This is a genomic window from Actinokineospora sp. UTMC 2448 (assembly GCF_024760565.1).
Lineage (GTDB): Bacteria > Actinomycetota > Actinomycetes > Mycobacteriales > Pseudonocardiaceae > Actinokineospora > Actinokineospora fastidiosa.
This window is the reverse complement of the sequence record NZ_CP031087.1, coordinates 3,272,008-3,293,119: the sequence shown is the minus strand read 5'-3', so window position 1 is coordinate 3,293,119 and position 21,112 is coordinate 3,272,008. Positions and strand designations below refer to the sequence as shown.

Genomic DNA, 21,112 nt, shown 5'->3' with positions numbered 1-21,112 from the left:
TCGGCGTGCGGGAAGGGTGTCAGCGATGGGTGTGCTGTTTCGGGTGCTCGGCCCGGTCGAGGCGGTCGCCGACGGCGGACCGATCGACCTGGGCCACGCCAGGCAGCAGTGCGTGTTCGTCACGCTGTTGGTCGAGGCCAACCGGGTGGTCTCGGTCGACGCCCTCCTCGACCGCGCGTGGGGCGCGGAGCCGCCGCTGCGCGGGCGCGACACCCTCTACAGCTACCTGTCGCGCCTGCGGCGGGTGCTGCCGGAGGACGAGGTGACCGTGGAGCGCCGCCGCGGCGGGTACGCGCTCATCGTCGACCCGGACGCTGTCGACCTGCACCGGTTCCGCGCCCTGGTGTGCCGGGCCCGCGCCGCCGACGGCGCGACCGCCCTCTTCGACGAGGCGCTGGGGCTCTGGCGCGGCGAGCCGTTCGGCGCCCTCGACACGCCGTGGCTCGCGGGCCTGCGGGAGACGCTGGCGCGGGAACGGTTCACCGCGATGCTGGACCGCAACGACGCCGCGCTCGCCGAGGGCGAGCACGCCGCCGTGCTCCCCGACCTGCTGGTGGCCGCGGCCGAGCACCCGCTGGACGAGCGGCTGGCCTGCCAGCTCATGCTGGCCCTGTGCCGGGCGGGCCGCCAGGCCGAGGCGCTGGGCCACTTCGAGCAGGTGCGCGGGCTGCTCGCCGAGGAGCTGGGCGTCGACCCCGGCCCGGAGCTGCGCGCGCTGCACGAGTCGATGCTGCGCGGCGAGATCGGCGCCCCCGCCCGCGTCGTGGCCAGGACGCGGCGCAACGACCTGCCCGGCGACCTCGCCGACTTCACCGGGCGCACGGCCGAGCTCGAGGAGCTGCTCGCCGCCATCCCGGACGACCCGGCGGGCACGGCCATGGTGATCGAGACGATCGACGGCATGGCGGGCATCGGCAAGACGAGCCTGGCCGTGCACGTGGCCCACCGGCTGGCCGCCCGGTATCCCGACGGGCAGCTGTTCGTCGACCTGCGCGGCCACGTGCCCGACGGGATGGCGACCGACCCCATGCACGCCCTGGAGACCCTGCTGCGCGCGATCGACGTCCCCGCCGACCGCATCCCGCCGGACCAGGCCGAGCGGTCGGCGCTGTGGCGCGCGGAGGTGGCCGACCGCCGGATGCTCGTGGTGCTCGACGACGCGGCCGACAGCGCGCAGGTCCGTCCGCTGCTGCCGGGCGGCGCGGGCTGCCTGACGCTGATCACCAGCAGGCGCAGCCTGATCGACCTGCCCGCCGCCCGGGTCCTGTCCCTGGACGTGCTGCCGACCGCGGACGCGGTGGCGCTGTTCGGCCGGATCGTGGGCGCCGAGCGGGCCGAGCGCGAACCCGACGCCGTGGCCGAGGTCGTCCGGCTGTGCGGGCGGCTCCCGCTGGCCATCCGGGTGGCCGCGGGCAGGCTCCGCAGCCGCCCGACCTGGTCCGTGCGCCACCTGGCCAACCGGCTGGCGCTGGGGCACCAGCGATTATCGGAACTGGACGCCGACGACCGCGGTGTCGCCGCGATGTTCGAGCTGTCCTACCGCCAGCTCCCGCCCGACCAGGGGCGGCTGTACCGCCTGCTGGGCATCTCGCCCTGCCCGGACTTCGACGTCCACGCCGCCGCCGCGCTGGCGGGCGCGCGGCCGGAGGACGCCGACCGGATGCTGGAGGCCCTGGTCGACGTCCACCTGCTGGCCGAACCCGCGCCCGGCCGGTACCGCTTCCACGACCTGCTCCGCCACCACGCCGGGGCGCTGGCCCGCCAGAGCATCCCGGAGCCCGAGCTGACCGCAGCCCTGACCCGGCTGTTCGACTACCACCTGCACACCGCCGCCGCGGCCACCGAGCACCTGGGTCCGCACGCGCACCCCGTGGAGCCGACCCGTCCGCCCGACCACGTCCCGGCGCTGGCCGACCGGACCGCCGCATTGTCCTGGTTGGACGGCGAGCGCGCGAACCTCGCCGAGGTCGTGCGGCACGCCGCCGAGCACGGGTGGCACAAGCACGCCTGGCAGCTTCCGATGGCGCTGTGGCGGTTCTACTTCCAGCGCGGCCACCTGCACGACTGGATCACCACCCACCACCTCGCCATGACCGCGGCGACAGCGCTGGGCGACCGGTCCGCGCAGGCCGTCACGCTGAAGGCGCTGGGCACCGCGCAGTGGCAGGCGCGCCGGTTCCCGGAGGCGCTGGAGCACTACCAGCGGGCGCTCGACCTCTACCGCGCGCTCGGCGACCAGCGCGGCGAGGCCGCGGTGCTCGGGAACATGGGCCTGATCTTCTACCAGACCGACCGGTACCCGGAGGCGATCGAGCACCACCGGCGCGACCTGGACCTGTGCCTCGACCTCGGCGACCGGCGCGGCGAGGCGACGACGCTGAGCAACCTCGGCCTGGCCTACGAGCGGATCGGCCGCTACCCCGAGGCCCTCGACCACTGCGCCCGCGCCCTGGCCCTGATCCGCGAGCTCGGCGACCGCTGGCTCGAGGGCGCGACCCTGATCCACATCGGCATCATCCACACCCGCATGGCCGACCACGCCGAGGCGATGGCCGCCCAGCAGACCGCGCTGGCGTTGATGCGCGACCTCGGCGACCGCGAGCGGGAAGGGCAGGTGCTCGCCAACCTCGGCATGGTCCACAACGCCCTGGGCGACCACGACACGGCGCTGGCCCACCTGCGGCAGGCGCTGGCCATCGCGCGCGAGGTCGGCGACCGCTGCGAGGAGTGCACGGTCCTCAACGACCTGGGCACGGTCCACCTCGCCGTCGGCGACCCGGAGGAGGCGCTTGCCGCGCACCGCGCCGCCCTCGACCTGGCGCTGGCCATCCCCGACCGGTACCAGCAGGGACGCGCCCACCACGGCATCGGCGCCGCGCTCGGCCGCGACGACCGCGCGCACTGGCGGCGGGCGCTGGAGATCTACGCCGACCTCGGCGTCCCCGAGGCCGACGAGGTCCGCGCCGCCCTGTCGGCCGGGGCGGTGTCCATAGAGGAGTGAGCCGTCACCGTCAGCCCGTCAGGGACCGGCCACCGGGTGGGGTGAGCGCTCGGGGTTGCCCCCGTCGGCATGATGGGGGGATGCGCATCCTGGTGGTCGAGGACGACCCTGGCGTGGCCGCGGCGGTCGTGGACGCCCTGCGGGCGCGCGGGCACGGCGTGCTGCGGGTGGCGACGGCGGCGGAGGTGGCGGAGCTGCGGTGCGAGGTCGACCTCGTGCTGCTCGACCTCGTGCTTCCCGACGGCGACGGGCTCGACGTGCTGCGGGACCTGCGCCGCGCGTCCGACGTCTCGGTGCTCGTGCTGACCGCGCTCGGCGCCGAGCGGGACGTGGTGCGCGGGCTGCACCTGGGCGCCGACGACTACCTGGTGAAGCCGGTCCGGCTGCGGGAGCTGCTGGCGCGCATCGACGCCGTCGCGCGCCGGGCGGTGGGTCCGACGGCGGCGCGCACGGCGGTCGAGGTCGGCGACGTGCGGGTGGAGCTGGACGCCCGGCGGGTGACGGTCGCGGGCGCGGAGGTCGCGCTGACCGCCAAGGAGTTCGACATCCTCGCGGTGCTGGCCCGGCGGGCGGGCGTGGCGGTGAGCCGCGAGCAGGTGCTCGACGAGGTGTGGGGGCGCGCGGCGCCCGGGGTCTCGCGCTCGCTCGACGTGCACCTGACCTCGCTGCGCACCAAGCTCGGCCGCCCGGGGCTGCTCGCCACGGTCCGCGGGTTCGGGTACCGGTTGGGCGGAATGACTTAAGGCGGTGTTAAGGACGCCTGAGACCGCGGTCACGTCCCCTTACAGTCCCCCGCCACAGGCATTCCCGGCGCGACGAGGAGCGGAGCCATGGTCACCACGGACGCGGTCACCCCACCGACAGGCAGGAAGAAACTGCGCGGACTCGGCCCCGGCCTGCTCGCCGCGGCGACCGGCGTCGGCGCGGGCGACCTGGTCGCCACCATGGTCGCGGGCGCGCAGTACGGCACGGTCCTGCTGTGGGCCGCCCTGCTGGGCACGGTGCTCAAGCTCGGCCTCGGCGAGGGCGTCGGGCGCTGGCACCTGGCCTCAGGGACGACGCTGCTGGACGGCTGGCGGCGGTTGGGCCGCTGGGCGACGGGCTTCTTCGGCGTCTACATCGTCCTCTGGGGCTTCGTGTACGGCGCGACGGCGATGTCGGCGGTGGGGCTGCCGCTGAACGCGCTTTTCGGCGGGCTGTCGGTGCGGTACTGGGCGATGATCGCGGGCGCGGTCGGGTTGGTGCTGGTGTGGGCGCAGCGCTACCACGTGTTCGAGAAGTTCATGACCGTGCTGGTGCTGATCAAGTTCGTCTCGGTGGTCTCGATCGCGGTCCTGGTCGCGCCCGACCTCGGCGACGTGCTCAGCGGGCTGGCCTTCCGCCTCCCCGAGGGCTCGACCGTCTACGTGCTCGGCCTGATCGGCGGTGTCGGCGGCACGATCACCATGGCCGCCTACGGCTACTGGATGTTCGCCAAGGGCTGGAAGGGCACCGGCTGGCTGTCGATGATGCGGCTGGACAACGCCGTCGGCTACCTCATGACCGGCGTGTTCGTGGTGTCCATGCTCATCGTCGGCTCCACCATCCTCTTCGGACAGAACCTCACCCAGTCCGACAGCGGCCTGCTGGTGCTGGGCACCGCGCTGGGCGAGCGGTACGGCGACTGGGCGCGGCTGCTGTTCCTCATCGGCTTCCTCGCGGTCACCTCGACCTCGCTGCTGGGCGTGTGGAACGGCGTCAGCCTGCTGTTCGCCGACTGGACGCGCACGATCCGGCTCCCGCACGGCCGCCGCGCGGAGGCCGACCTCGCCGTCGTCGAGGCCGTGGTGGGCGACGAGCCCGGCACGGGCAAGGGCTACCACGCGGGTGCCGCCGAGCGGTCGGTGCCCTTCCGCGGCTACCTGCTGTGGCTGACGTTCCCGCCGATGGCGCTGCTGTTCCTGGACCGCCCGTTCGCCCTGACCCTCGTCTACGGCGTGCTCGGCTCGGTGTTCATGCCGTTCCTGGCGATCACGCTGATGCTGCTGCTCAACTCGCGGCGGATCGCCGCGGACGGGCGGTCGGGGCCGCTGTCGAACGTCGTGCTCGGGGCGTCGTCGGCGCTGTTCCTGGTGCTGCTGGTGGCCGATCTGGTCGAGCGGTTCGGCTGAGCCGGTCCGATGCGCCGCCGTCTGCTCATCGTGCTGCTCGTGTTCTCGGTGCTCGCCGTCGCCGGGTTCGCGGTGCCGCTGCTGGCCAGCACGGCGGCGAACCGGACCTACGAGTTCACCATGGCCCGCACCGCCGACGCCGCCCGCTTCGCCGCGCTCGCCCAGCCCGCGCTGGCGGGCGGGTCGACCGACCAACTGCGCGCCGAGGTGCGGGCGCACGCCGACCTCTTCGGCGACGGCGTGGTGGTCGTGGACGCGCGGCGCGCGGTCGTCGTCGCCGAGGGGATGGGCGCGGCCGAGCCGGACGTGGCCGCCGCGGTCGACGCTGCCCTGCGCAACCAGCCCAGACCAGCGCCCGCCGACCTGCGGCCGTGGTCCGGCGGCGACGTGCTGGTCAGCCACGCGGTCGGCACCGGGGTGCGGGTGTCCGGCGCGGTGGTGCTGCGGACGTCCGTGCGCCCGGCCGTCGAGGACATCGCGGTGCGGTGGGCGCTCGTGCTGCTCGCCTCGCTGGTCGCGGCGGCGGCCGTCGTGGTGGTCGTCTTCCGGGTCGCCCGGTGGGTGCTGCTGCCGGTGGACCAGCTGGCGCGGGCCATGCACCGGATGACCGAGGGCCGCGAGCACCCGCACGTCGACGTCGTGGCCGGGCCGCCGGAGCTGCGCGGCCTGGCCGGGGAGTTCAACCGCATGTCCGACGCGCTGGCCGCGTCGGCGCAGGCCCAGCGCGGGCTGGTCGCCGACATCGCCCACCAGCTGCGCAACCCGATGGCCGCGCTGCGGCTGCGGGTCGACGGCCTGGCCGACGGCGCGGTCCAGCGCTCGATGCTCACCGAGTTCGACCGGCTGGAGGCCCTGTTGGACGGCATGCTGGCGCTGGCGAGCGCCGACAGCACCGCGACCGACCTGGCCGCGTCCGGCGCGGACGCGCGCTGCGACGCCGTCACGGTCATCGCCGAACGGCTCGACGCCTGGCAGGCGGCCGCCACGGCGGCCGGGGTGACCATGGCGGGTCCGCCCGACCCGCCCACGTCCCTGCCGGTGCGCTGCGCCGACGGCGAGCTGGCCCAAGTGATCGACGTGATCCTGGACAACGCCGTCAAGCACGCGGGCGCTGGCGCGACGATCCGCTGGTCCGGCCGGGCGCGCGACGGCGTCGTCGAGCTGGAGCTGGCCGACGACGGCCCCGGCGTGGCCGATGCGGAGCTGCCCCGGCTGACCGAGCGCTTCTGGCGCGGCCCGGCCGCCCGCGCGACAGCGGGCTCGGGTCTCGGCCTCGCCATCGCCGAACGCCTCATCACCGCCCGCGGCGGCCGGTTCGCGGTCACCACCGGCGGCGGCCTGACCGTCCACATCGAACTTCCGGAGGCGCAGGCGTGAACCCGCAGCGCAGCTGGACAGGTGGCCCTACGCGGAGGGCGGTGCTGCGGCTCGGCGCGGGCGCCATCGCGGCGGGAATCGCCGGATGCGGCAGCGGGGAGTACGCCGGGCCCGCCCGAACCCTGCGGATCGCCGCCGGTGAGCGCGGGGGGTTCTACGTGGAGTTCGCCGAGCTGCTCGCCGGGCAGCTGGACCGTGCGCTCGGCGCGATCGTGGTGGGCACCAAGGGGTCGGCGCAGAACCTCGGGCTCCTGCGGACAGGCGGGGCGGACCTCGCGCTCGCGCTCGCCGACATCGCCCGCGGCGCCGCGGAGGGACGGGTGGGGTTCGGCGAACCGCTGCCGCTGCGGGCGATCGGGCGGGTGTACGAGAACTACATGCAGCTGGTCGTGCTCGCGGACAGCCCGGTCGCCTCGGTTGCCGATCTCGCGGGCAGGCGGGTGTCGCTGGGCGCCGACGGGTCGGGCGCGGCCATCTTCGGCGCCCGGCTGTTCGACGCGGCCGACGTGGCCGCGGCGATAGAGCACAACACGCTCGCCACCGCGGTCGAACGCCTCGGCTCCGGGCGCGTCGACGCGCTGCTGTGGTCCGGCGGCGTGCCGACGCCCGCGCTGACCCAACTCGCCGCCGCCCACCCCATCCGGCTCATCGACCTCACCGACCACCTGCCCGCGCTGCGCGCCGACCACGACCCGGCGTATCACCGCGTGACTGTGCCCGCGGGCAGCTACGGCGCGACGCGCCCGGTCGAGACGGTCGGCGTGGCGAACCTCCTGGTGACCACTCCCGACCTGCCCGACGCCGTCGCCGCCGCCGTCGCCCGCACCCTCGTGCGGAGCGCGCCCCGCCTGATCCCCCCGTCCGCCCTCGGCACCCAGTACCTCGACCTGCGCTCCCTGATCGTCACCAGCGGCATCCGCCTGCACCCCGGCGCGGCCGCCGCCTACCGCGAGTTGCGCCGATAGGAGGACCGGAGCGGCCGGAACGTCAGCGATCCGCCCGGACCACTGATCCGGACCAGCAGCTCCTGCTCCCCGGGTCCGGTCCTGGCATGCCTGTGGAGCCCGCCGCCGCCTGGGCGGGTGCGGGCTCCACAGGTGGGTCGGGATCACCGACCCGTCGGGGTGGTCAGCGGACGGTCAGGGTGTAGGTGGTCGTGCCGGTTCTGCCGTCGGTGTCGGTCGCGGTGATGGTCACCGTGTAGGTGCCGCGCTGGTACGGGCCCATGACCGTCATCCGGGAGGTGCGGCCGGGGTAGACGGTCTGCGGGGTGAACATCGGCGGGTGGGGCAGGCCGGTCGCGGTGAGGCGGTAGGGGGCCGTGCCGCCGGTGATGGCGATCGTCGCGTTGGCGTAGCCGCCGGGTGGGACGGTGGCGGAGTTCGGGGTGGCGGTGGGCTTCGGGCCGTTCGTGGTGCCGCCGTCGCCGACCGTGAGGGTGTACTCGGCTGTCTTGGCGGCGGAAGAACCCTTGGCCGTGACGGTGATCTTGTAGTTGCCCGGCGGGGTGGTCGTCGACGGCTGCAGGGTCAGCTTGGCGACCTCGCCGGAGGTGATGGCCGACGACGGCTGGAAGGTGGCCGTCGTGCCTGCGGGCAGGGCGGACGCGCTCAGGTCCAGCTTCTCCGGGCCCCCTTCGGCGGCCGTGGTGGTGACGCTGGTGGAGACGTGCTTGCCGGGATCGGCCTTGCCCGAGGACGGGGACAGCGCGACCCCGAACCCGCCGGGCTGGCTCCCGCCGATCTCGGCGCGGACCCAGTCGCCCATGGCGTTGGTCAGGCGGGCCATGATGCTGTAGCGGTCGCAGCCGCTGGAGCCCCATGACGAGACGCCGACGACCACGCCGTCCACGATGAACGGGCCGCCGCTGTCGCCGGAGCAGTTGGCGGTGCGGCCGTCGTTGTAGCCCGTGCACACCATCAGGTCGCCGTTGACCCGGATGTCGAAGACCTGACAGCTGTTGGGGTCGTTCACCGGCAGGGTGGTCTTGCGCAGTTCGCCGGAGCCGCCGCCCGATGACGTCTTGCCGTAGCCGAGGGAGAGGCCCGACTTGCCCGGCTGGGTCAGGGCGCTGTCGCCCGAGCCCGCCACCTTGGCCCACTGGCTCTCCGGCACCGGGAGGTCGTCGACGGTGGTGACCACCGCGACGTCGTAGCCGGTCCGCCAGCCGCCGGAGCCGGTGTACCCGGGGTGGGTCTTGAACGAGGCGACCGCCGTGCGGAACGTCTCGTCGCCCGGGGTGTTGAGGTCGTCGTCGCCGTAGATGTAGCTCTTCGCGCCCGTGGCGTCGACCATGCAGTGGGCCGCGGTGAGGATCTTGCGCTTGCCGACCACGGAAGCGGTGCAGGACTGCCCCTGCGGGCCGCCGCCCCCGACGCGCATGCCCGCGATGACGAACGGGTGCTCGCGCACGGTGGTGCGCTCCCCGTTGACGATCTGGGCGCCCGCGTCTCCCGGGCGGAGCTGGTCGGTCGGGGTCGCGGCGACGCTGATCCCGTCGGTGGGCGCGGCGCCCGCGGTGACGGGCAGGGCCACCGCGGCCAGCGCCACGGCGAGCGCCGCGGCGAAGCGTGGTGTTCTCATCGTTCTCCTTCGATGGCAGGGTAGACGGCGGTGGCCGTCCATTGAGGTCAGAACGTGATCGACCAGCCGGTCAGCGTGCCGACGTCGAACCGGTAGACGTCGCGCACCGAGAGCCGCCAGGTGCCGTTCGCGTCCTCGCGCGACGCGTCGACGGTGAAGCTCTGGTGCACGCCGTCGGACTCGCCGACGCCGCCCGCGCGCTTGAGCGGGTAGGACGTCCCGCTCGGTCCGATCAGGTCGATGGCGAGGTCGCCGGTGTAGCCGTGGTCGATGTCGACCCGCACCGGCAGCGTCGCCGAGGCCTTGCCGTCACAGGAGTCCTGGGTCACCGAGGAGCCGACGGCCGTTCCCGCGTCGGGGATGGCCACGTCCTCGTCGTTGCCCTTGACCCCGCACTGGGGCGGCGTGCCGCCCCCGATGTCGCCGACATAGAGGACCTTGTTCGGCGAGCCCGATCCGGGGTTGGTGATCAGGTCCGGGCTGGCGCTGGCCACCAGCGCGTCGCTCACCTGCTGGGGGGTCGCGTCGGGGTGGGCCGACAGGTACAGCGCCGCCGCCCCGGCGACGTGCGGGGACGCCATCGACGTGCCGCTTCCGGTGCGGAACGATCCGGTGTGGTCGCTGGAGTAGATGTTGCCGCCCGGGGCGAACAGGTCGATGCAGCGGCCGTAGTTCCCGCCTCGGGTGCGGTCCTTGTTGAACCAGCCGACCGTCAGCGCCTCGGGCACGCGGGCCGGGCTCACGCCGCACGCGTCCTGGCCGTTGTTGCCCGCGGAGACCGCGACCACGATCCCCTTGGCGGCCATGGCCCTGATCTGCTCGTCACCGACACCGAGGGTGTCCATGCCCAGGCTCAGGTTCACCACCGCGGGCCGCACGGCGTTCTTGGCCACCCACTCCATGGCGCTGACCGTGGCCGAGTCCGGGCCGGAGCCGTTGCAGCCCAGCGAGCGCACGGCCACGACCTTGGCCTTCTTCGCCACGCCCACGGTCTTGCCCGCGATCGTCCCCGCGACGTGCGAACCGTGCCAGAAGCAGTCGCTCGCGTCGGTGTCGTTGTCGACGAAGTCGTACCCGTGGCCCGCCCTGCCCTCGAACTCCGGGTGCTGGGCGTTGATCCCGGAATCGATGACGTAGGCGGTGACTCCCGCGCCCTCGTTCGGGAAGGTGTAGAGCTTGTCCAGCGCGGTGGTGCGCTGATCGATCTGGTCGAGGCCCCAGGACGGCGGGTTCGGCTGCTCCCCCGTCGCCGTCGCCGTGCCGTCCTGGTGGACCGACCGGACCGCCGGGTCGGCGGCCAGTCGCCGCGCCTGGCGCTCGGACAGGCCGCGGACCGCGAAGCCGTTCAGCGTCACCGAGTACGTGGCGGTCACCTCGCCGCCGTAGCGCTGGGTGAGGGTCGCGGCGTGGCCCGCGCGGGCGCCGTCCTCGAGCACCACGATGTACTGTCCGGAGTAGTGCCGGTCGGCCTGGGCTACGGCCGCTTCCGCCTGCTGCGCCACGGCGACACCCGCGGCCGCGACCGCCGCGGTGGCCGCGATCGCCGCGGTGAACAGCCGGGGTATCCATCGTTTCGTGCGATCTCGCATGTGCTTTCCTCCATCGTCCGAGCGGCCGTCCGGCAGGGTTCGGGACAGCGGGCCGCTCGGGATTCACCCTTCGGCGTGGGCGACAGGGGAACAAGCGTGGCGACGACCCGTAGGGGTACGGATCGTGCGCTCGCGGGTTACGGCGTCCGCCGGGCCGACCTATCCTGTCGGGCATTCCTCTGCGGGCGGTCCCACCACCAGGAGCGGACATGGGCCAAGGTCACGCGACTCCCCTCTCGGTCAGATCCGGCCCGGCGCCGATGATCGGCCGGGACGCGGAGCTGGCCGCCCTGCTCGCCGCGGTCCGGCACGCGCCGTCGGTGGTGTTCGTCGAGGGTCAGGCCGGTGTGGGCAAGACCAGGTTGGTCAGCGAGTTCGCCGCCGCCTGCCGGGACAGGCGGGTGGTCATGGGCACGTGCCATCCGCTGCCCGAGGCGTTCCCGTACGGCGTGCTCCTCGACTGCCTCAGCCAGTGCCGCGACGGCCTGGACGACCCGGGCCCGGTGACCGGGGCGCTGCGGGCCCACCTGCCCGAACTCGCCGACCGCCTGCCGCCAGCGCCGCCCGCCCTCGGCGATCCCGACGCCGAGCGGCACCGGATGTTCCGGGCCGTGCGCGACCTGCTCCGCGCGCTGGGGCCCACCGTGCTCGTGCTGGACGACCTGCACTGGGCGGACGAGGAGACCCGCCAGGTGCTGCGGTTCGTCATGGCGAGCCCGCCGCCGGGCCTGTCGATCGTGGCGACCTACCGCCGCGAGGACCTGCCCGCCGGGACGCCGCTCGGACGCGTCGTGCACATCCCGCACGGGCGCCACCTGGTCCTACGCCCCTTCGACGCCGCCGACGTGCGGGCCATGATCGACGCGATCGTGGGAGCCGAGGTGACCTCGGAGAGGTTCGCCGAGGCCGTCCTGCGCGAGACGGCCGGGCTCCCGTTCGTGGTCGAGGAAACCGTGCGGGCGCTGCGCGACCCCGTGCGGGACGTGCGGGCCGACGGCGACCTCGCCCAGCGGCTCCTGGACGGCATCGACGTGCCCGTCCTGGTCGCGGACGCGGTCCGGGAGCGGATCCGGGCCCTGCCGGACGCCGCGCGGTCCGTCGTCGAGGCCGCCGCCGTGCTGGGCGTGCCGGAGACGGCCGAGGTCATCGGCGCGGTGGCGGGCGAGGCGGAGCACCTGGTCGACAGCGGTGTGCTCGTGGAGGAGACGCCGAACAGGTACGGCTTCCGGCACGGCGTCGCCAGGCGCGTGGTGCGCGCGTCGCTGCCCGGCCCTCGGCGGCGGGAACTGCACGAGCGCGCCGTCGCGGTGCTGTCCGGCCTCGACCCCGCGCCGCTCGCGCGCCTTGCCGCCCATGCCAAGGCCGCGGGCATGACCGGCGAGTGGCTGCGGTACTGCGAACTCGCCGCCGAGGCCGCCGAGGAGGCCAAGGACGCGGCCACCGCGGTCGACCTGCTCTCAGCGGTGCTGGCCGATCCCGGGCTCAGCGTCGAGGACACCAACCGGCTGGCCACCAGGCTGTGCGGCTACGCGCTGACGGGACTGCCCGGCGGGGTGGTGACCGCGCGAGTCGAAGGGCTGCTGGCGGACCCCCGGCTGGCCCCGGACGTGCGGGGCGAGGTGCACCTGTGGTTCGGGCTGCTGCTGCAGCGCGAGACCGGGGAGATCGTCCGCGGCGCCGAGGAACTGGCCCAGGCCGTCGACCTGCTCGCCGACCAGCCGGAACGGACCGCGCGGGGGCTGGCGGCGATGGCCGGGCCCTACCTGGGGACCGCGTCGGTCGCCGAGAACCGGGCCGCGCTCGGGCGGGTGGAGCGGATCGTCGACCACCTGCCCACCCCGGCCCTGCGCGTCGCGCTGCTGGCCACGACGCTGGGCGGGCGGCTCGTCCTCGGCGACCCGAGCGCCTGGGAGCGCGTCGCCCAACTGCCGTCGCCTGCCGACGTGCGCGATCCCGACGAGGTCCACCACCTGGCCAGGGCGCACTGCAACCTGGCGGACGCGTGCTCGTGGATCGGGCACTACGGCCGGGCGCGGGAGTTCCTGCGCACCGGGATCGCCCTGGCCGAGCGGGTCGCCGCCGACTACGTCGTCGGCACGGCTGAGGCCACGGCGGTGCGGCTCGACTGGCTCTGCGGGCGGTGGGCGGGGCTGGAGCAGCGGATCGACCGCCTGGTCGCCACCTACGGGAACCTGCTGCTGACCACCGACCTGCACCTCACGCGGGGCTGGCTGGCGGCGGCGCGCGGCGAGTGGGTGCGGGCCGAGGAGGCGTTCCAGGCGGCGGGCGCGCACCAGGTGTTCCCGGTGGGCGTCTCGGCGGCCGGGGGGATGGCGGGCATGCTGCTCAGCCGGGGCAAGGCCGCCGCGGCGGAGGAGCACGTCGAGCGCGGTGTCGCGGTGCTGCGGAGCAAGGGCGCGTGGGTGTGGTCGGGCGACATCCTGCCCCAGGCCGTCGACTGCTATCTGGCGGTGGGCCGCGTCGACGCCGCGCGGCAGGTCGTCGCGGAGACGGCCGCGGGGCTGAGCGGTGTCGACGCCCCGCTGGCCCGGGCGGCGCTGACCGCCTGCCGCGCGCGGCTGGCCGCGTCAGAGGACCGCGACGACGCCGAACGGCTCTACCGGGAGGCTATCGACCTGCACCGGGAGCTGGGGCTGTCCTATCGCGCCACCCAGCTCGCCGAGCAGGCCGAGGGCGCGGCCCGGACCGACGCCGCGGTGCTCGACGCGCTGGCCCGGTCCTACGACGCCCTGGGCGCGACGGTCGACGCCGCCCGCTGCCGCCACCGCATCCGCAGCACCGGGGCGACGACCCCCTCGCGGCGCGGTCGGCGCGGCTACGGCAGCGAACTGTCCCCCCGGGAGCAGGACGTGGCGCGCCTCCTGGCGGGTGGGCACACCAACCGGGAGATCGCCCAGGCCCTGTTCCTCTCCCGCCGCACCGTCGAGGAGTACGTCGTCAAGGTCCGGCGCAAGCTGAACGCCTCCTCGCGCCACGATGTCCACTTCTGACCCACCACAGTGGACGATGGAGCCGCCGACGCCTATTCCGGCGCCGATGCCAGGTAGACGGTGTTGGTCGATTCCCCGCCCCGCAGCGGGTTCGGGAAGCGGACGACCTCCGCGGCCACCCGGTCGAAGGACTCGCCCAGCGCCCGTAGGAACGGGTCGTCCGGAGGATCGTTGGACCACAGGGCGAAGACCCCGCCCGGGTGGAGGCCGTCGCGCACCCGCCGCAGGCCCGCGGGGGTGTAGAAGTCGGCGTTCTCCGGGCGCAGCAGGTGACGCGGGGAATGGTCGATGTCGACGACGACCGCGTGGAAGCGCCTGCCGGGCGCGGCCGGGTCCAGGCCGTCCGGCGAGCGCGCCAGCTCGAAGAAGTCGCCGTGGACGAACCGGCAGCGGGGATCGGCGGTCAACACGGCGCCCGCGGGGATCAGGCCGCGCTCGTGCCAGGCGATGACCTCGCCGAGCGCATCGATGACCGTCAGCGAGCGCACCGCCGGGTGCTCCAGCACCGCCAGCGCCGTGAACCCGAGGCCGAGGCCGCCCACCACCACGTCCAGATCCGTGGCGTCCCCGAGCCGGGCCGTCGCCAGCCTGCCCAGCTCCACCTCGGCGTCGGTGAACTGGCTCGACATCAGGAACTCGTCGCCGAGCTTGATCTCGTCGATCTCCCGGCGGGTGACCGGGTCGAACCGGCGCCGCAGCACCAGCTCCCCCATGGGCGTCCGGCACCAGCCCAGCTCCTGGAATCGGATGCTCATCGGGCCACCGTACTCGGCCGGGCGAGCGGCGGTCCGCGCGGGACCGGTCCGCGTCCGGGTGAATCACGCGGTCATGCCGTCGGCTTCGGGGCGGGGCGGTCGGGGTGGGTCTCGGGCAGGCAGGCGTCGGCGGACGAATGGTCGTCGAGGTCGGCCAGGAGGCCCTGGGCGGTCGCCAGGTGGGCCATGGCCTGGTCGCGTTCCCCCGCCACCGTCCGCATCCGCCCCAGCGCGGTCAGGGCGCGGTTCTGGCCGTCCCGGTCGCCCCCCGCCGCGCAGAGGGCGAGCGCCCGCGTGGTGACCGCGGTGGCCTCCTCGTACCGGTCGCGCGTCAGGTAGGCCTGGCCCAGAGTGATCAGGAACCGGGCAGCGCCGCGCGGGTTGCCCGCCTGCTCGCTCTGCTCGCACGCCTGGCGGTAGCACTCGATCGCCTCGTCGACCATGTCCAGCTCGCGGTACATGCTCCCGAGGCGGTCGAGGTTGGCGCAGATGGCGGTGACGTCGTTGGTCCCGCGGTACAGCGCCACGGCGCGCCGGTAGTTCTCGATCGCCTGGTCGTACCGGCCAAGGCGCCTGCTCACCTCGGCCAGGCCCATCACGGCGAAGCCCGCGATGTAGCGGACCTCGGTGTGCCCGCACAGCTCGACCGTCGCCTCGTAGTAGGCAAGAGCGCTCTCGTACTGCCTCTGCCGCGCCCGCCCGAACGCCATGCCCAGGAGCAGTTCGGCCTCCATCTCCTGGTCGTGCAGCATCCGGGCCGGTCCGAGCGCCGCCTCGTAGGTCGCGGTGCCCTCCGCCCAGCGCTCGCGGGCGTCGAAGTAGCCCTCCAGCCGCAGCGCCACCTGGCAGGCGTGGGCGAGCAGGCCGTGCCGCCCGGCCGCCTCGACCACCCCGGGCAGGTCGGCGCAGACCGCGTCGCACCAGGCCAGGGCCGACTCGACGGCGGTGAACCGCAACGGGACCACGACCGGGTCGGGCGGCGGCGGTTCGGTGTGCCTGCGCACCGGGTGGATCAGACTGTCGCACGCGTCGACCGTGTGCAGGTAGAAGTCGAGCAGTCGTCGCATGGCGTCGCGGACGTCCTGCTGGTCCATGCCCTGCGCCCGTTCGAGCACGAAGGCGCGCACGAGGCTGTGCGACTCGTACCGGTCGGGCGCGGTCTGGCGGAGCAGGTGCGCGTCGACCAGGTCCTCCAGCACCCGGTCGGCGGCAGGCAGGCTCACCCCGGCGAGCGCCGCAGCCGCGTTCAGGTCGATGACCGCGCCGGGGTGCAGCCCGAGCAGGGTGAGCATCCGCCGTCGGTCGGGTTCCAGGTGGGCCACCGAGCGGTCGATCGCCGCCGACACGCCGTGCTCTCCCGCAGACAGCTCGGCGAGCCGCCCCTTCGGGTCGCCGAGGCGGTCCCGGATGTCCGCCAGGGTCCAGAAGGGACGGTCGCGCAGCCGGACCGCGGCGAGCCGGATGGCCAGCGGCAGCCTGCCGCACAGCTCGACGACCTCAGCCACGAGCCCGGGCGGCTCGGCCGCGACCCGCTGCGGCGTGGCGATCGTGGTGAACAGGGACACCGCGTCGGCGAGCGGCAGGACGTCGATCGGCAGCGAGTGGGCCTGGTGCGCCAGTCCCGTCAGCCGTCCCCGGCTGGTGATCAGCGTGCGGCTCGCGCCCGCCCCGGGGAGCAGCGGGCTGACCTGCGCCTCGCTGAGCGCGTTGTCCAGCACGACGAGCATCCGGCGATCGGCCAGCAGCGAGCGGTACAGGCCCGCGCGGGCCTCCGTGCTGACCGACATCCGGGTGGCGGGCACGCCGAGGGCCCGCAGCATCAGCCCCAGCGCCTCGTTCGGGTCGAGCGGGTCGGCGCCGTCCGTGTGTCCGTGCAGGTCGAGGAAGAGCTGCCCATCGGGGTAGCGCTCAGCGAGCCGGTGCGCCGCGTGGACGGCCAGCGTCGTCTTGCCGCTGCCGGGCATCCCGACGATCGTGATGATCGGCCGGTCATCGACGGCCTCGGCCGTGAGTTCGGCCAACTCGGCCTCCCGGCCGGTGAACGTGGGCAGGTCGACCGGCAGTTGGGCGGGCCGCTCCGCTCCCCCGCGCGTTCCCGGTTCCGCGCGGGTGGGGGGCCTGTGCCGGTGCTGCCACGGGACGTCGCGTGTGCGCGTCGTCCCGGTGACCCGCGCCGACGCAGAGCCGTCGGCCCGGTTCGGGTCCACTTCGACCACCGCGAGCCCGTCGGGCCGGGTCGCGAGCACGATGGGCGCCGCGTGCACCCCCGGCACCTCGTCCGAGAGCAACCGCTGGTGCAGCGCGCTCAGTTCGTGCCCTGGCTCCACCCCCAGTTCCTCCACCAGGCGGTTGCGCGTGCGCCGGAACACCGATAACGCCTCGGTTCGCTGGCCGGACCGGTGCAGGGCGACCATCAGCATTCCCGCCATCCGCTCCCACAACGGATTCCGCAGGAGGAGTGCGCGCAATTCCGGCAGGACCTCGGCATGGTGGCCCAGTGACAACCGCGTGTGCAGGTATTGCTCATAAACGCGCTCGCGCAGTGACTCCAGCCGGGTCGCCTCCGCTTCGAGCCAGTGCCCGGTCGCCACGTCCTCCAGGGCCCGGCCCCGCCAGGTGCGCAGCGCCCGCTCGAGGAAGTCGCACGCGGCGACGGGGTCCTCCGCCTGCTCCCCCCGCGCCGCCAGCTCGGTGAACCGGTCCACGTCCAGCTCACCGGGGTGCGCCGTCACCAGGTGCCCGCCGCGGCGGGTCTGCAGCCGGGACTCGGTCTCGTCCGGCGCGCGCAGGATGCGGCGCAGCCTGGTCAGGTACGTCCGCAGGTTCGACTCCGCCGAGGTGGGCAGGTCCGACCAGACCAGGTCGAGCAGCTGCCTGGTCCGGACCACCTCGTTGGCGTGCAACAGAAGGGCGACCAGCACGGCGCGCTGTCGTGGGCCACCCAGCGGTCGCGGCTGCCCGGCCATGTGCACCCCCACCGGCCCGAGCAACGTGAACTCCACGGCATGTGCCCGCGGCATTCCACGGCCTCCTTCCCCAGTCACACACGTTCCGTCACCGACTGTACGCGCGGTGTGTGCGCGTTTGTGTGCGCAGATCGGGAAGACTGGCCTCGGTCACCGGCGATCACCGGAAACGGGCAGGGACATGCCGTTCAGGGAGAAGTGCCCCGCCATCGACTCGCGCGCCGAAGGGATGACCTCGCATGGATCGTCACGGCTGTGGGGAAGCCGAGGAGACCGCCGACGCGCCTTCGCTCTGGCAGACCTACCGGTCCGGCGGCCTGCCGTCGGAGTCGGTCCCGGTCGGCCTGCTGCGCCTCGGCGACACCCCGCGCACGGGCGGGGTGAGCGAGGAACACGTGCAGGCGCTGGCGAAGACCGACACCCGGCTGCCGCCCATCATCGTGCACCGGCCGACCATGCGGGTGATCGACGGCGTGCACCGCCTGCGCGCCGCGGAACTCGGCGCGCACCGCAGTATCGAGGCCCGGTTCTTCGACGGCGACGAGGACGACGCGTTCGTGCTCGCCGTCGAGGCGAACGTGGTGAACGGCCTGCCGTTGACGCTGGCCGACCGCAAGGCCGCGGCCGCGCGGATCATCACGACCCACCCCACGCGCTCGGACCGGTGGATCGCGCTGGTGAGCGGGCTCGCCGCGACGACCGTCAGCGCGATCCGCCGGTGTTCGACTGTGTCGGACAGACAGTCGAACAGCCGGATCGGGCGCGACGGCAGGCTGCGCCCGCTGGACAGCTCCGAACGCAGGCGGCTGGCCGGTGAGCTGATCAGGGCCGATCCGGGCCGGTCGCTGCGGGACATCGCCAGGGCGGTCGGCATCGCGCCGTCGACAGTGCTGGACGTGCGCAACCGGCTGAGTTCGGGCGAGGACCCGGTTCCCCCGCGCCGGGACGGCGCGACGAGGTCCGCCCCGGGCGACGGAGCATCCCGGTCGCCGAAGCGCCCGGCCGCGGCGCGACTAAGGTCCGAAGTGGACCCGGCGGACATCATGGTCACCCTCCGCAAGGACCCCTCGCTGCGGTTCAGCGAGGCGGGCCGCGCCCTGCTCCGCTGGCTCGACGCGCACTCGGTCGCTGGCCACGCCGCGCCGCCGCCGGGGGACATCCCGGCGCACTGCCTCGGCACGGTCGCCACGCTGGCCTGGCACAACGGCCGGTTCTGGATGGCGCTGAGCAAGTACCTCGACGACCTCGACCAGGACGGCAGGCACGCCGCGCAGGCGCACTGAAAGCCCGAACCCGGACAAAGCCGTCCGATCGGGCCGATGGCCCCCGAACACCCCCGAAGCCCGCGGCATCGCGCCGGTCCCCTCGGCGCCCGACCGCGGCGAAGCCCCGATGGGAATCCGCGATATGCAGCGCAGGGACGTCGGCCGGACGGTGCTGATCACCGGCGGCTGTGGGTTCATCGGCACGCACCTGGCGACCAGCCTGTCCGAGCAGGGGTTCCGGGTGGTCGTTGTCGACCGGGCGGCGCGGCCCGACGATCCGGTGGAGTCCGTGCGCCTGGACATCGCGGACTTCCCCGGGTGTGTCGAGACCGTGCGGGCGGTCGACCCGCACCTGGTCTTCCACCTCGCCGCGGCCTCGACCATCGAGGCCGCGTTCGACGACCCGCACGGCGCGCTGGTCGCCAACATCGGCGGGACCGTCAACATGCTGGAGGCGGCCAGGATCGGGTGCACGAGACTGGAGCGGTTCGTCTTCTCCTCCACCGACAAGGTCTACGGGGAGCTGTCCGGCGACGCGTACGTGGAGACCTCGCCACTGGACGCGCGGGGCGTCTACGACGTCGGGAAGATGTCCGCGGACACCCTGGTCCGGCTCTACGGCGCGGAGTTCGGCCTGCCCGTCTCGACACTGCGGCTGTGCAACGTCTTCGGGCCGGGCGACCCGAACACCGGGTCGCGGATCGTGCCGCGCACGCTGAGCCGCGTGTTCGCCCCGCCGGGTCCGCTGCCGCCGGTCATCTACCAGGGTTCCATCGCCCACGGCCGGGATTACGCCTATGTGACGGACGTGGTGCGCGCGCTGACGCTGATCGCCGTCGACCGCAGGGCCCTCGGCGAGGTCTTCAACATGGCGCCCGCAGGGCACCGCACGACGCTGGACCTGGTCGAGGAGATGATAGATCAGGCCAGGAAGGCCTGCGAACCGCACGACCGGGACCGCGCTGACGCCATCCTGGAGAACGGCTACGAGATCGTGGCGGGCACGGGGATGCCGCGCGCCCTCGGACGGCAGCACTGCGACGCCGAGAAACTCGGCGCGCTCGGCTACCGCAACGCGGTCTCCATGTCCGAGGGGCTGCGCCGCACGATCGGCTGGTTCATGCGCGACCTCGGCATCGGGCCCGCGCCCGGTGACGACCGTTGCCAGACCACCTGAGGGTCAGTACGTTCGGGGATCGAGGTTCCCACCGTGTTCCGGCGGCAGGCGGACCCGCATCACACCCGGGTTCACCCCAGAACCCCTCTCCCTCGGCCACATCCTCGCCGCACCGGCATCGGAGGATCGTCCAGAATGCAGTCATCCGCGTCCGCCCCGGCCGTCGACGTCGTCGGGAACGACCGCAGGCGCGCCGAGTACGACCGCGAACTGCGGGCGGGCCGCGACCGGTTCTTCCACCCGCAGGCCGATTCCTGCCCGTGGTGCGGGGCGACCGCGGTGCGATGCCGGATCGAGTTGCCGGACACCCGGCAGTGCAAGCCGGGGTCGTTCCGGATGTGGGAATGCCGCGCGTGCGGGCACCTCTTCCAGAACCCGAGGCTGACCGACGTCGGGCTCGCCTACTACTACCGGGACTCCTACGACGGGATCGGCCGCGAGCACTACGCCTCGGTCGCCCGGCACCGGGCCGCCGCGCACCGCGGGCTGGTCCGGCTGCTCGGGGACCGGCGGCCTGCGCGGTGGCTCGACGTCGGTGCGCGGCACGGACACCTGTGCGGCGTGGCCCGCCGGCTGCTGCCCGGCACGGAGTTCTGGGCGCTCGACCCGAGCCCGGTGATCCACGACGGGGTGCGGCGCGGGTGGGTGGACGTCGCCGAGCAGACGCCGCTGACCGAGTTCGCGCGCGGGCACGCGGGCGGGTTCGACGTGGTGAGCATGATCCACTACCTGGAGCGGACGCCCTGCCCGGCCGCCGAGGTCGACGCGGCGCGCGCGCTGCTGCGCGACGGCGGCGTCGCGCTGATCGAGCTGGTCAACCCGGCGAGCCGGTTCGCCAGGCTGCACGGCCGGTTCTGGTACGGCTGGATGGCGCCGCAGAACCTCCACCTGATCCCGCACCGGAACCTGTGCCTGCTGCTGGAGGAGCGCGGGTTCGAGGTGGTGCGCGTGCGGCTCGGCGCTGCCAACAAGCCGTTCGACAACGTCGCCGCCCTGCTCACCGCGCTGAACCACCACCTGCCCGCGGCGGCGTCGTGGCCGTGGCTGAGCCGCCCGGTGCGCCCCGCGGAACGCCTGCTCCGGCGGGCGGTGATGGCGGCCTCGACCCCGGTGCTCGCCCTCGCGTTCGCGCTCGACCTGCTCTTGCACGTGATGACCTCGGGCAGCCGGGGCGGCAACGCCTACCGGATCGTCGCCGCGGCCCGTCCGAGGAGGAATCCCCCCAGCTAGCACGACAG

The 21,112-nt window shown here is 74.1% G+C and carries 13 protein-coding genes; 9 read left to right on the top strand and 4 right to left on the bottom strand.

Translation table 11 applies throughout. The features are described 5' to 3' along the window. Nucleotides 1-25: 25 nt before the first annotated feature. The 5 genes from Actkin_RS15090 (at nucleotide 26) to Actkin_RS15070 (ending at nucleotide 7,493) form a co-directional block, all read left to right on the top strand. Nucleotides 26-3,001, top strand: coding sequence for an AfsR/SARP family transcriptional regulator (locus Actkin_RS15090; protein WP_258907691.1), 2,976 nt, complete (start codon nucleotides 26-28; stop codon nucleotides 2,999-3,001). 80 nt (nucleotides 3,002-3,081) lie between these two features. Next, complete coding sequence (locus tag Actkin_RS15085) at nucleotides 3,082-3,744, top strand: response regulator transcription factor (protein WP_258907690.1); 663 nt, start codon at nucleotides 3,082-3,084, stop codon at nucleotides 3,742-3,744. A gap of 87 nt (nucleotides 3,745-3,831) precedes the next feature. Beyond that, nucleotides 3,832-5,151: an Nramp family divalent metal transporter gene (locus Actkin_RS15080; RefSeq protein WP_189214339.1), complete on the top strand. Its 1,320-nt coding sequence runs from the start codon at nucleotides 3,832-3,834 to the stop codon at nucleotides 5,149-5,151. A gap of 9 nt (nucleotides 5,152-5,160) precedes the next feature. Then, on the top strand, nucleotides 5,161-6,528 hold the full coding sequence (locus Actkin_RS15075; protein WP_258907689.1) for a HAMP domain-containing sensor histidine kinase: 1,368 nt from the start codon (nucleotides 5,161-5,163) through the stop codon (nucleotides 6,526-6,528). 41 nt (nucleotides 6,529-6,569) lie between these two features. Next, on the top strand, nucleotides 6,570-7,493 hold the full coding sequence (locus tag Actkin_RS15070; RefSeq protein WP_258907688.1) for a TAXI family TRAP transporter solute-binding subunit: 924 nt from the start codon (nucleotides 6,570-6,572) through the stop codon (nucleotides 7,491-7,493). 163 nt (nucleotides 7,494-7,656) lie between these two features. Here Actkin_RS15070 and Actkin_RS15065 read toward each other — a convergent pair whose 3' ends face one another. Both Actkin_RS15065 and Actkin_RS15060 read right to left on the bottom strand, forming a co-directional pair. Beyond that, the gene (locus Actkin_RS15065; protein ID WP_258907687.1) at nucleotides 7,657-9,111 is read right to left on the bottom strand and encodes a trypsin-like serine protease; all 1,455 of its coding nucleotides are present in this window, start codon (nucleotides 9,109-9,111) and stop codon (nucleotides 7,657-7,659) included. Between the two features lie 47 nt (nucleotides 9,112-9,158). Next, on the bottom strand, nucleotides 9,159-10,700 hold the full coding sequence (locus Actkin_RS15060) for a S8 family peptidase (RefSeq protein WP_258907686.1): 1,542 nt from the start codon (nucleotides 10,698-10,700) through the stop codon (nucleotides 9,159-9,161). A 209-nt stretch (nucleotides 10,701-10,909) separates the two neighbouring features. Here Actkin_RS15060 and Actkin_RS15055 point away from each other — a divergent pair, with 209 nt between their 5' ends. Further along, the gene (locus Actkin_RS15055; protein ID WP_258907685.1) at nucleotides 10,910-13,711 is read left to right on the top strand and encodes an ATP-binding protein; all 2,802 of its coding nucleotides are present in this window, start codon (nucleotides 10,910-10,912) and stop codon (nucleotides 13,709-13,711) included. Nucleotides 13,712-13,743: 32 nt separating this feature from the next. On the opposite strand, the gene Actkin_RS15050 is transcribed toward Actkin_RS15055, so the two are convergent. Both Actkin_RS15050 and Actkin_RS15045 read right to left on the bottom strand, forming a co-directional pair. Further along, complete coding sequence (locus Actkin_RS15050; protein ID WP_258907684.1) at nucleotides 13,744-14,466, bottom strand: polyamine aminopropyltransferase; 723 nt, start codon at nucleotides 14,464-14,466, stop codon at nucleotides 13,744-13,746. A 71-nt stretch (nucleotides 14,467-14,537) separates the two neighbouring features. Then, the gene (locus tag Actkin_RS15045) at nucleotides 14,538-17,486 is read right to left on the bottom strand and encodes an AfsR/SARP family transcriptional regulator (RefSeq protein ID WP_258907683.1); all 2,949 of its coding nucleotides are present in this window, start codon (nucleotides 17,484-17,486) and stop codon (nucleotides 14,538-14,540) included. Nucleotides 17,487-17,671: 185 nt separating this feature from the next. Here Actkin_RS15045 and Actkin_RS15040 point away from each other — a divergent pair, with 185 nt between their 5' ends. The 3 genes from Actkin_RS15040 (at nucleotide 17,672) to Actkin_RS15030 (ending at nucleotide 21,104) form a co-directional block, all read left to right on the top strand. After that, the gene (locus Actkin_RS15040; protein WP_258907682.1) at nucleotides 17,672-18,715 is read left to right on the top strand and encodes a ParB/RepB/Spo0J family partition protein; all 1,044 of its coding nucleotides are present in this window, start codon (nucleotides 17,672-17,674) and stop codon (nucleotides 18,713-18,715) included. Between the two features lie 109 nt (nucleotides 18,716-18,824). Then, entirely contained in the window at nucleotides 18,825-19,874 is a 1,050-nt protein-coding gene (locus tag Actkin_RS15035) for an NAD-dependent epimerase/dehydratase family protein (RefSeq protein ID WP_258907681.1), read from the top strand. A 135-nt stretch (nucleotides 19,875-20,009) separates the two neighbouring features. Further along, nucleotides 20,010-21,104 (top strand): class I SAM-dependent methyltransferase, encoded by a 1,095-nt coding sequence (locus Actkin_RS15030; protein ID WP_258907680.1) that lies wholly within the window; start codon nucleotides 20,010-20,012, stop codon nucleotides 21,102-21,104. Nucleotides 21,105-21,112 lie beyond the last annotated feature (8 nt).

Bases quoted from the DNA above. Each gene is read 5' to 3' on its own strand.
- Actkin_RS15035 (WP_258907681.1), top strand. From the start codon at position 18,825: ATGGGAATCCGCGATATGCAGCGCAGGGACGTCGGCCGGACGGTGCTG.
- Actkin_RS15065 (WP_258907687.1), bottom strand. From the start codon at position 9,111: ATGAGAACACCACGCTTCGCCGCGGCGCTCGCCGTGGCGCTGGCCGCG.
- Actkin_RS15085 (WP_258907690.1), top strand. From the start codon at position 3,082: ATGCGCATCCTGGTGGTCGAGGACGACCCTGGCGTGGCCGCGGCGGTC.
- Actkin_RS15060 (WP_258907686.1), bottom strand. From the start codon at position 10,700: ATGCGAGATCGCACGAAACGATGGATACCCCGGCTGTTCACCGCGGCG.
- Actkin_RS15090 (WP_258907691.1), top strand. From the start codon at position 26: ATGGGTGTGCTGTTTCGGGTGCTCGGCCCGGTCGAGGCGGTCGCCGAC.
- Actkin_RS15030 (WP_258907680.1), top strand. From the start codon at position 20,010: ATGCAGTCATCCGCGTCCGCCCCGGCCGTCGACGTCGTCGGGAACGAC.
- Actkin_RS15080 (WP_189214339.1), top strand. From the start codon at position 3,832: ATGGTCACCACGGACGCGGTCACCCCACCGACAGGCAGGAAGAAACTG.
- Actkin_RS15075 (WP_258907689.1), top strand. From the start codon at position 5,161: ATGCGCCGCCGTCTGCTCATCGTGCTGCTCGTGTTCTCGGTGCTCGCC.
- Actkin_RS15055 (WP_258907685.1), top strand. From the start codon at position 10,910: ATGGGCCAAGGTCACGCGACTCCCCTCTCGGTCAGATCCGGCCCGGCG.
- Actkin_RS15040 (WP_258907682.1), top strand. From the start codon at position 17,672: ATGGATCGTCACGGCTGTGGGGAAGCCGAGGAGACCGCCGACGCGCCT.
- Actkin_RS15050 (WP_258907684.1), bottom strand. From the start codon at position 14,466: ATGAGCATCCGATTCCAGGAGCTGGGCTGGTGCCGGACGCCCATGGGG.
- Actkin_RS15045 (WP_258907683.1), bottom strand. From the start codon at position 17,486: ATGCCGCGGGCACATGCCGTGGAGTTCACGTTGCTCGGGCCGGTGGGG.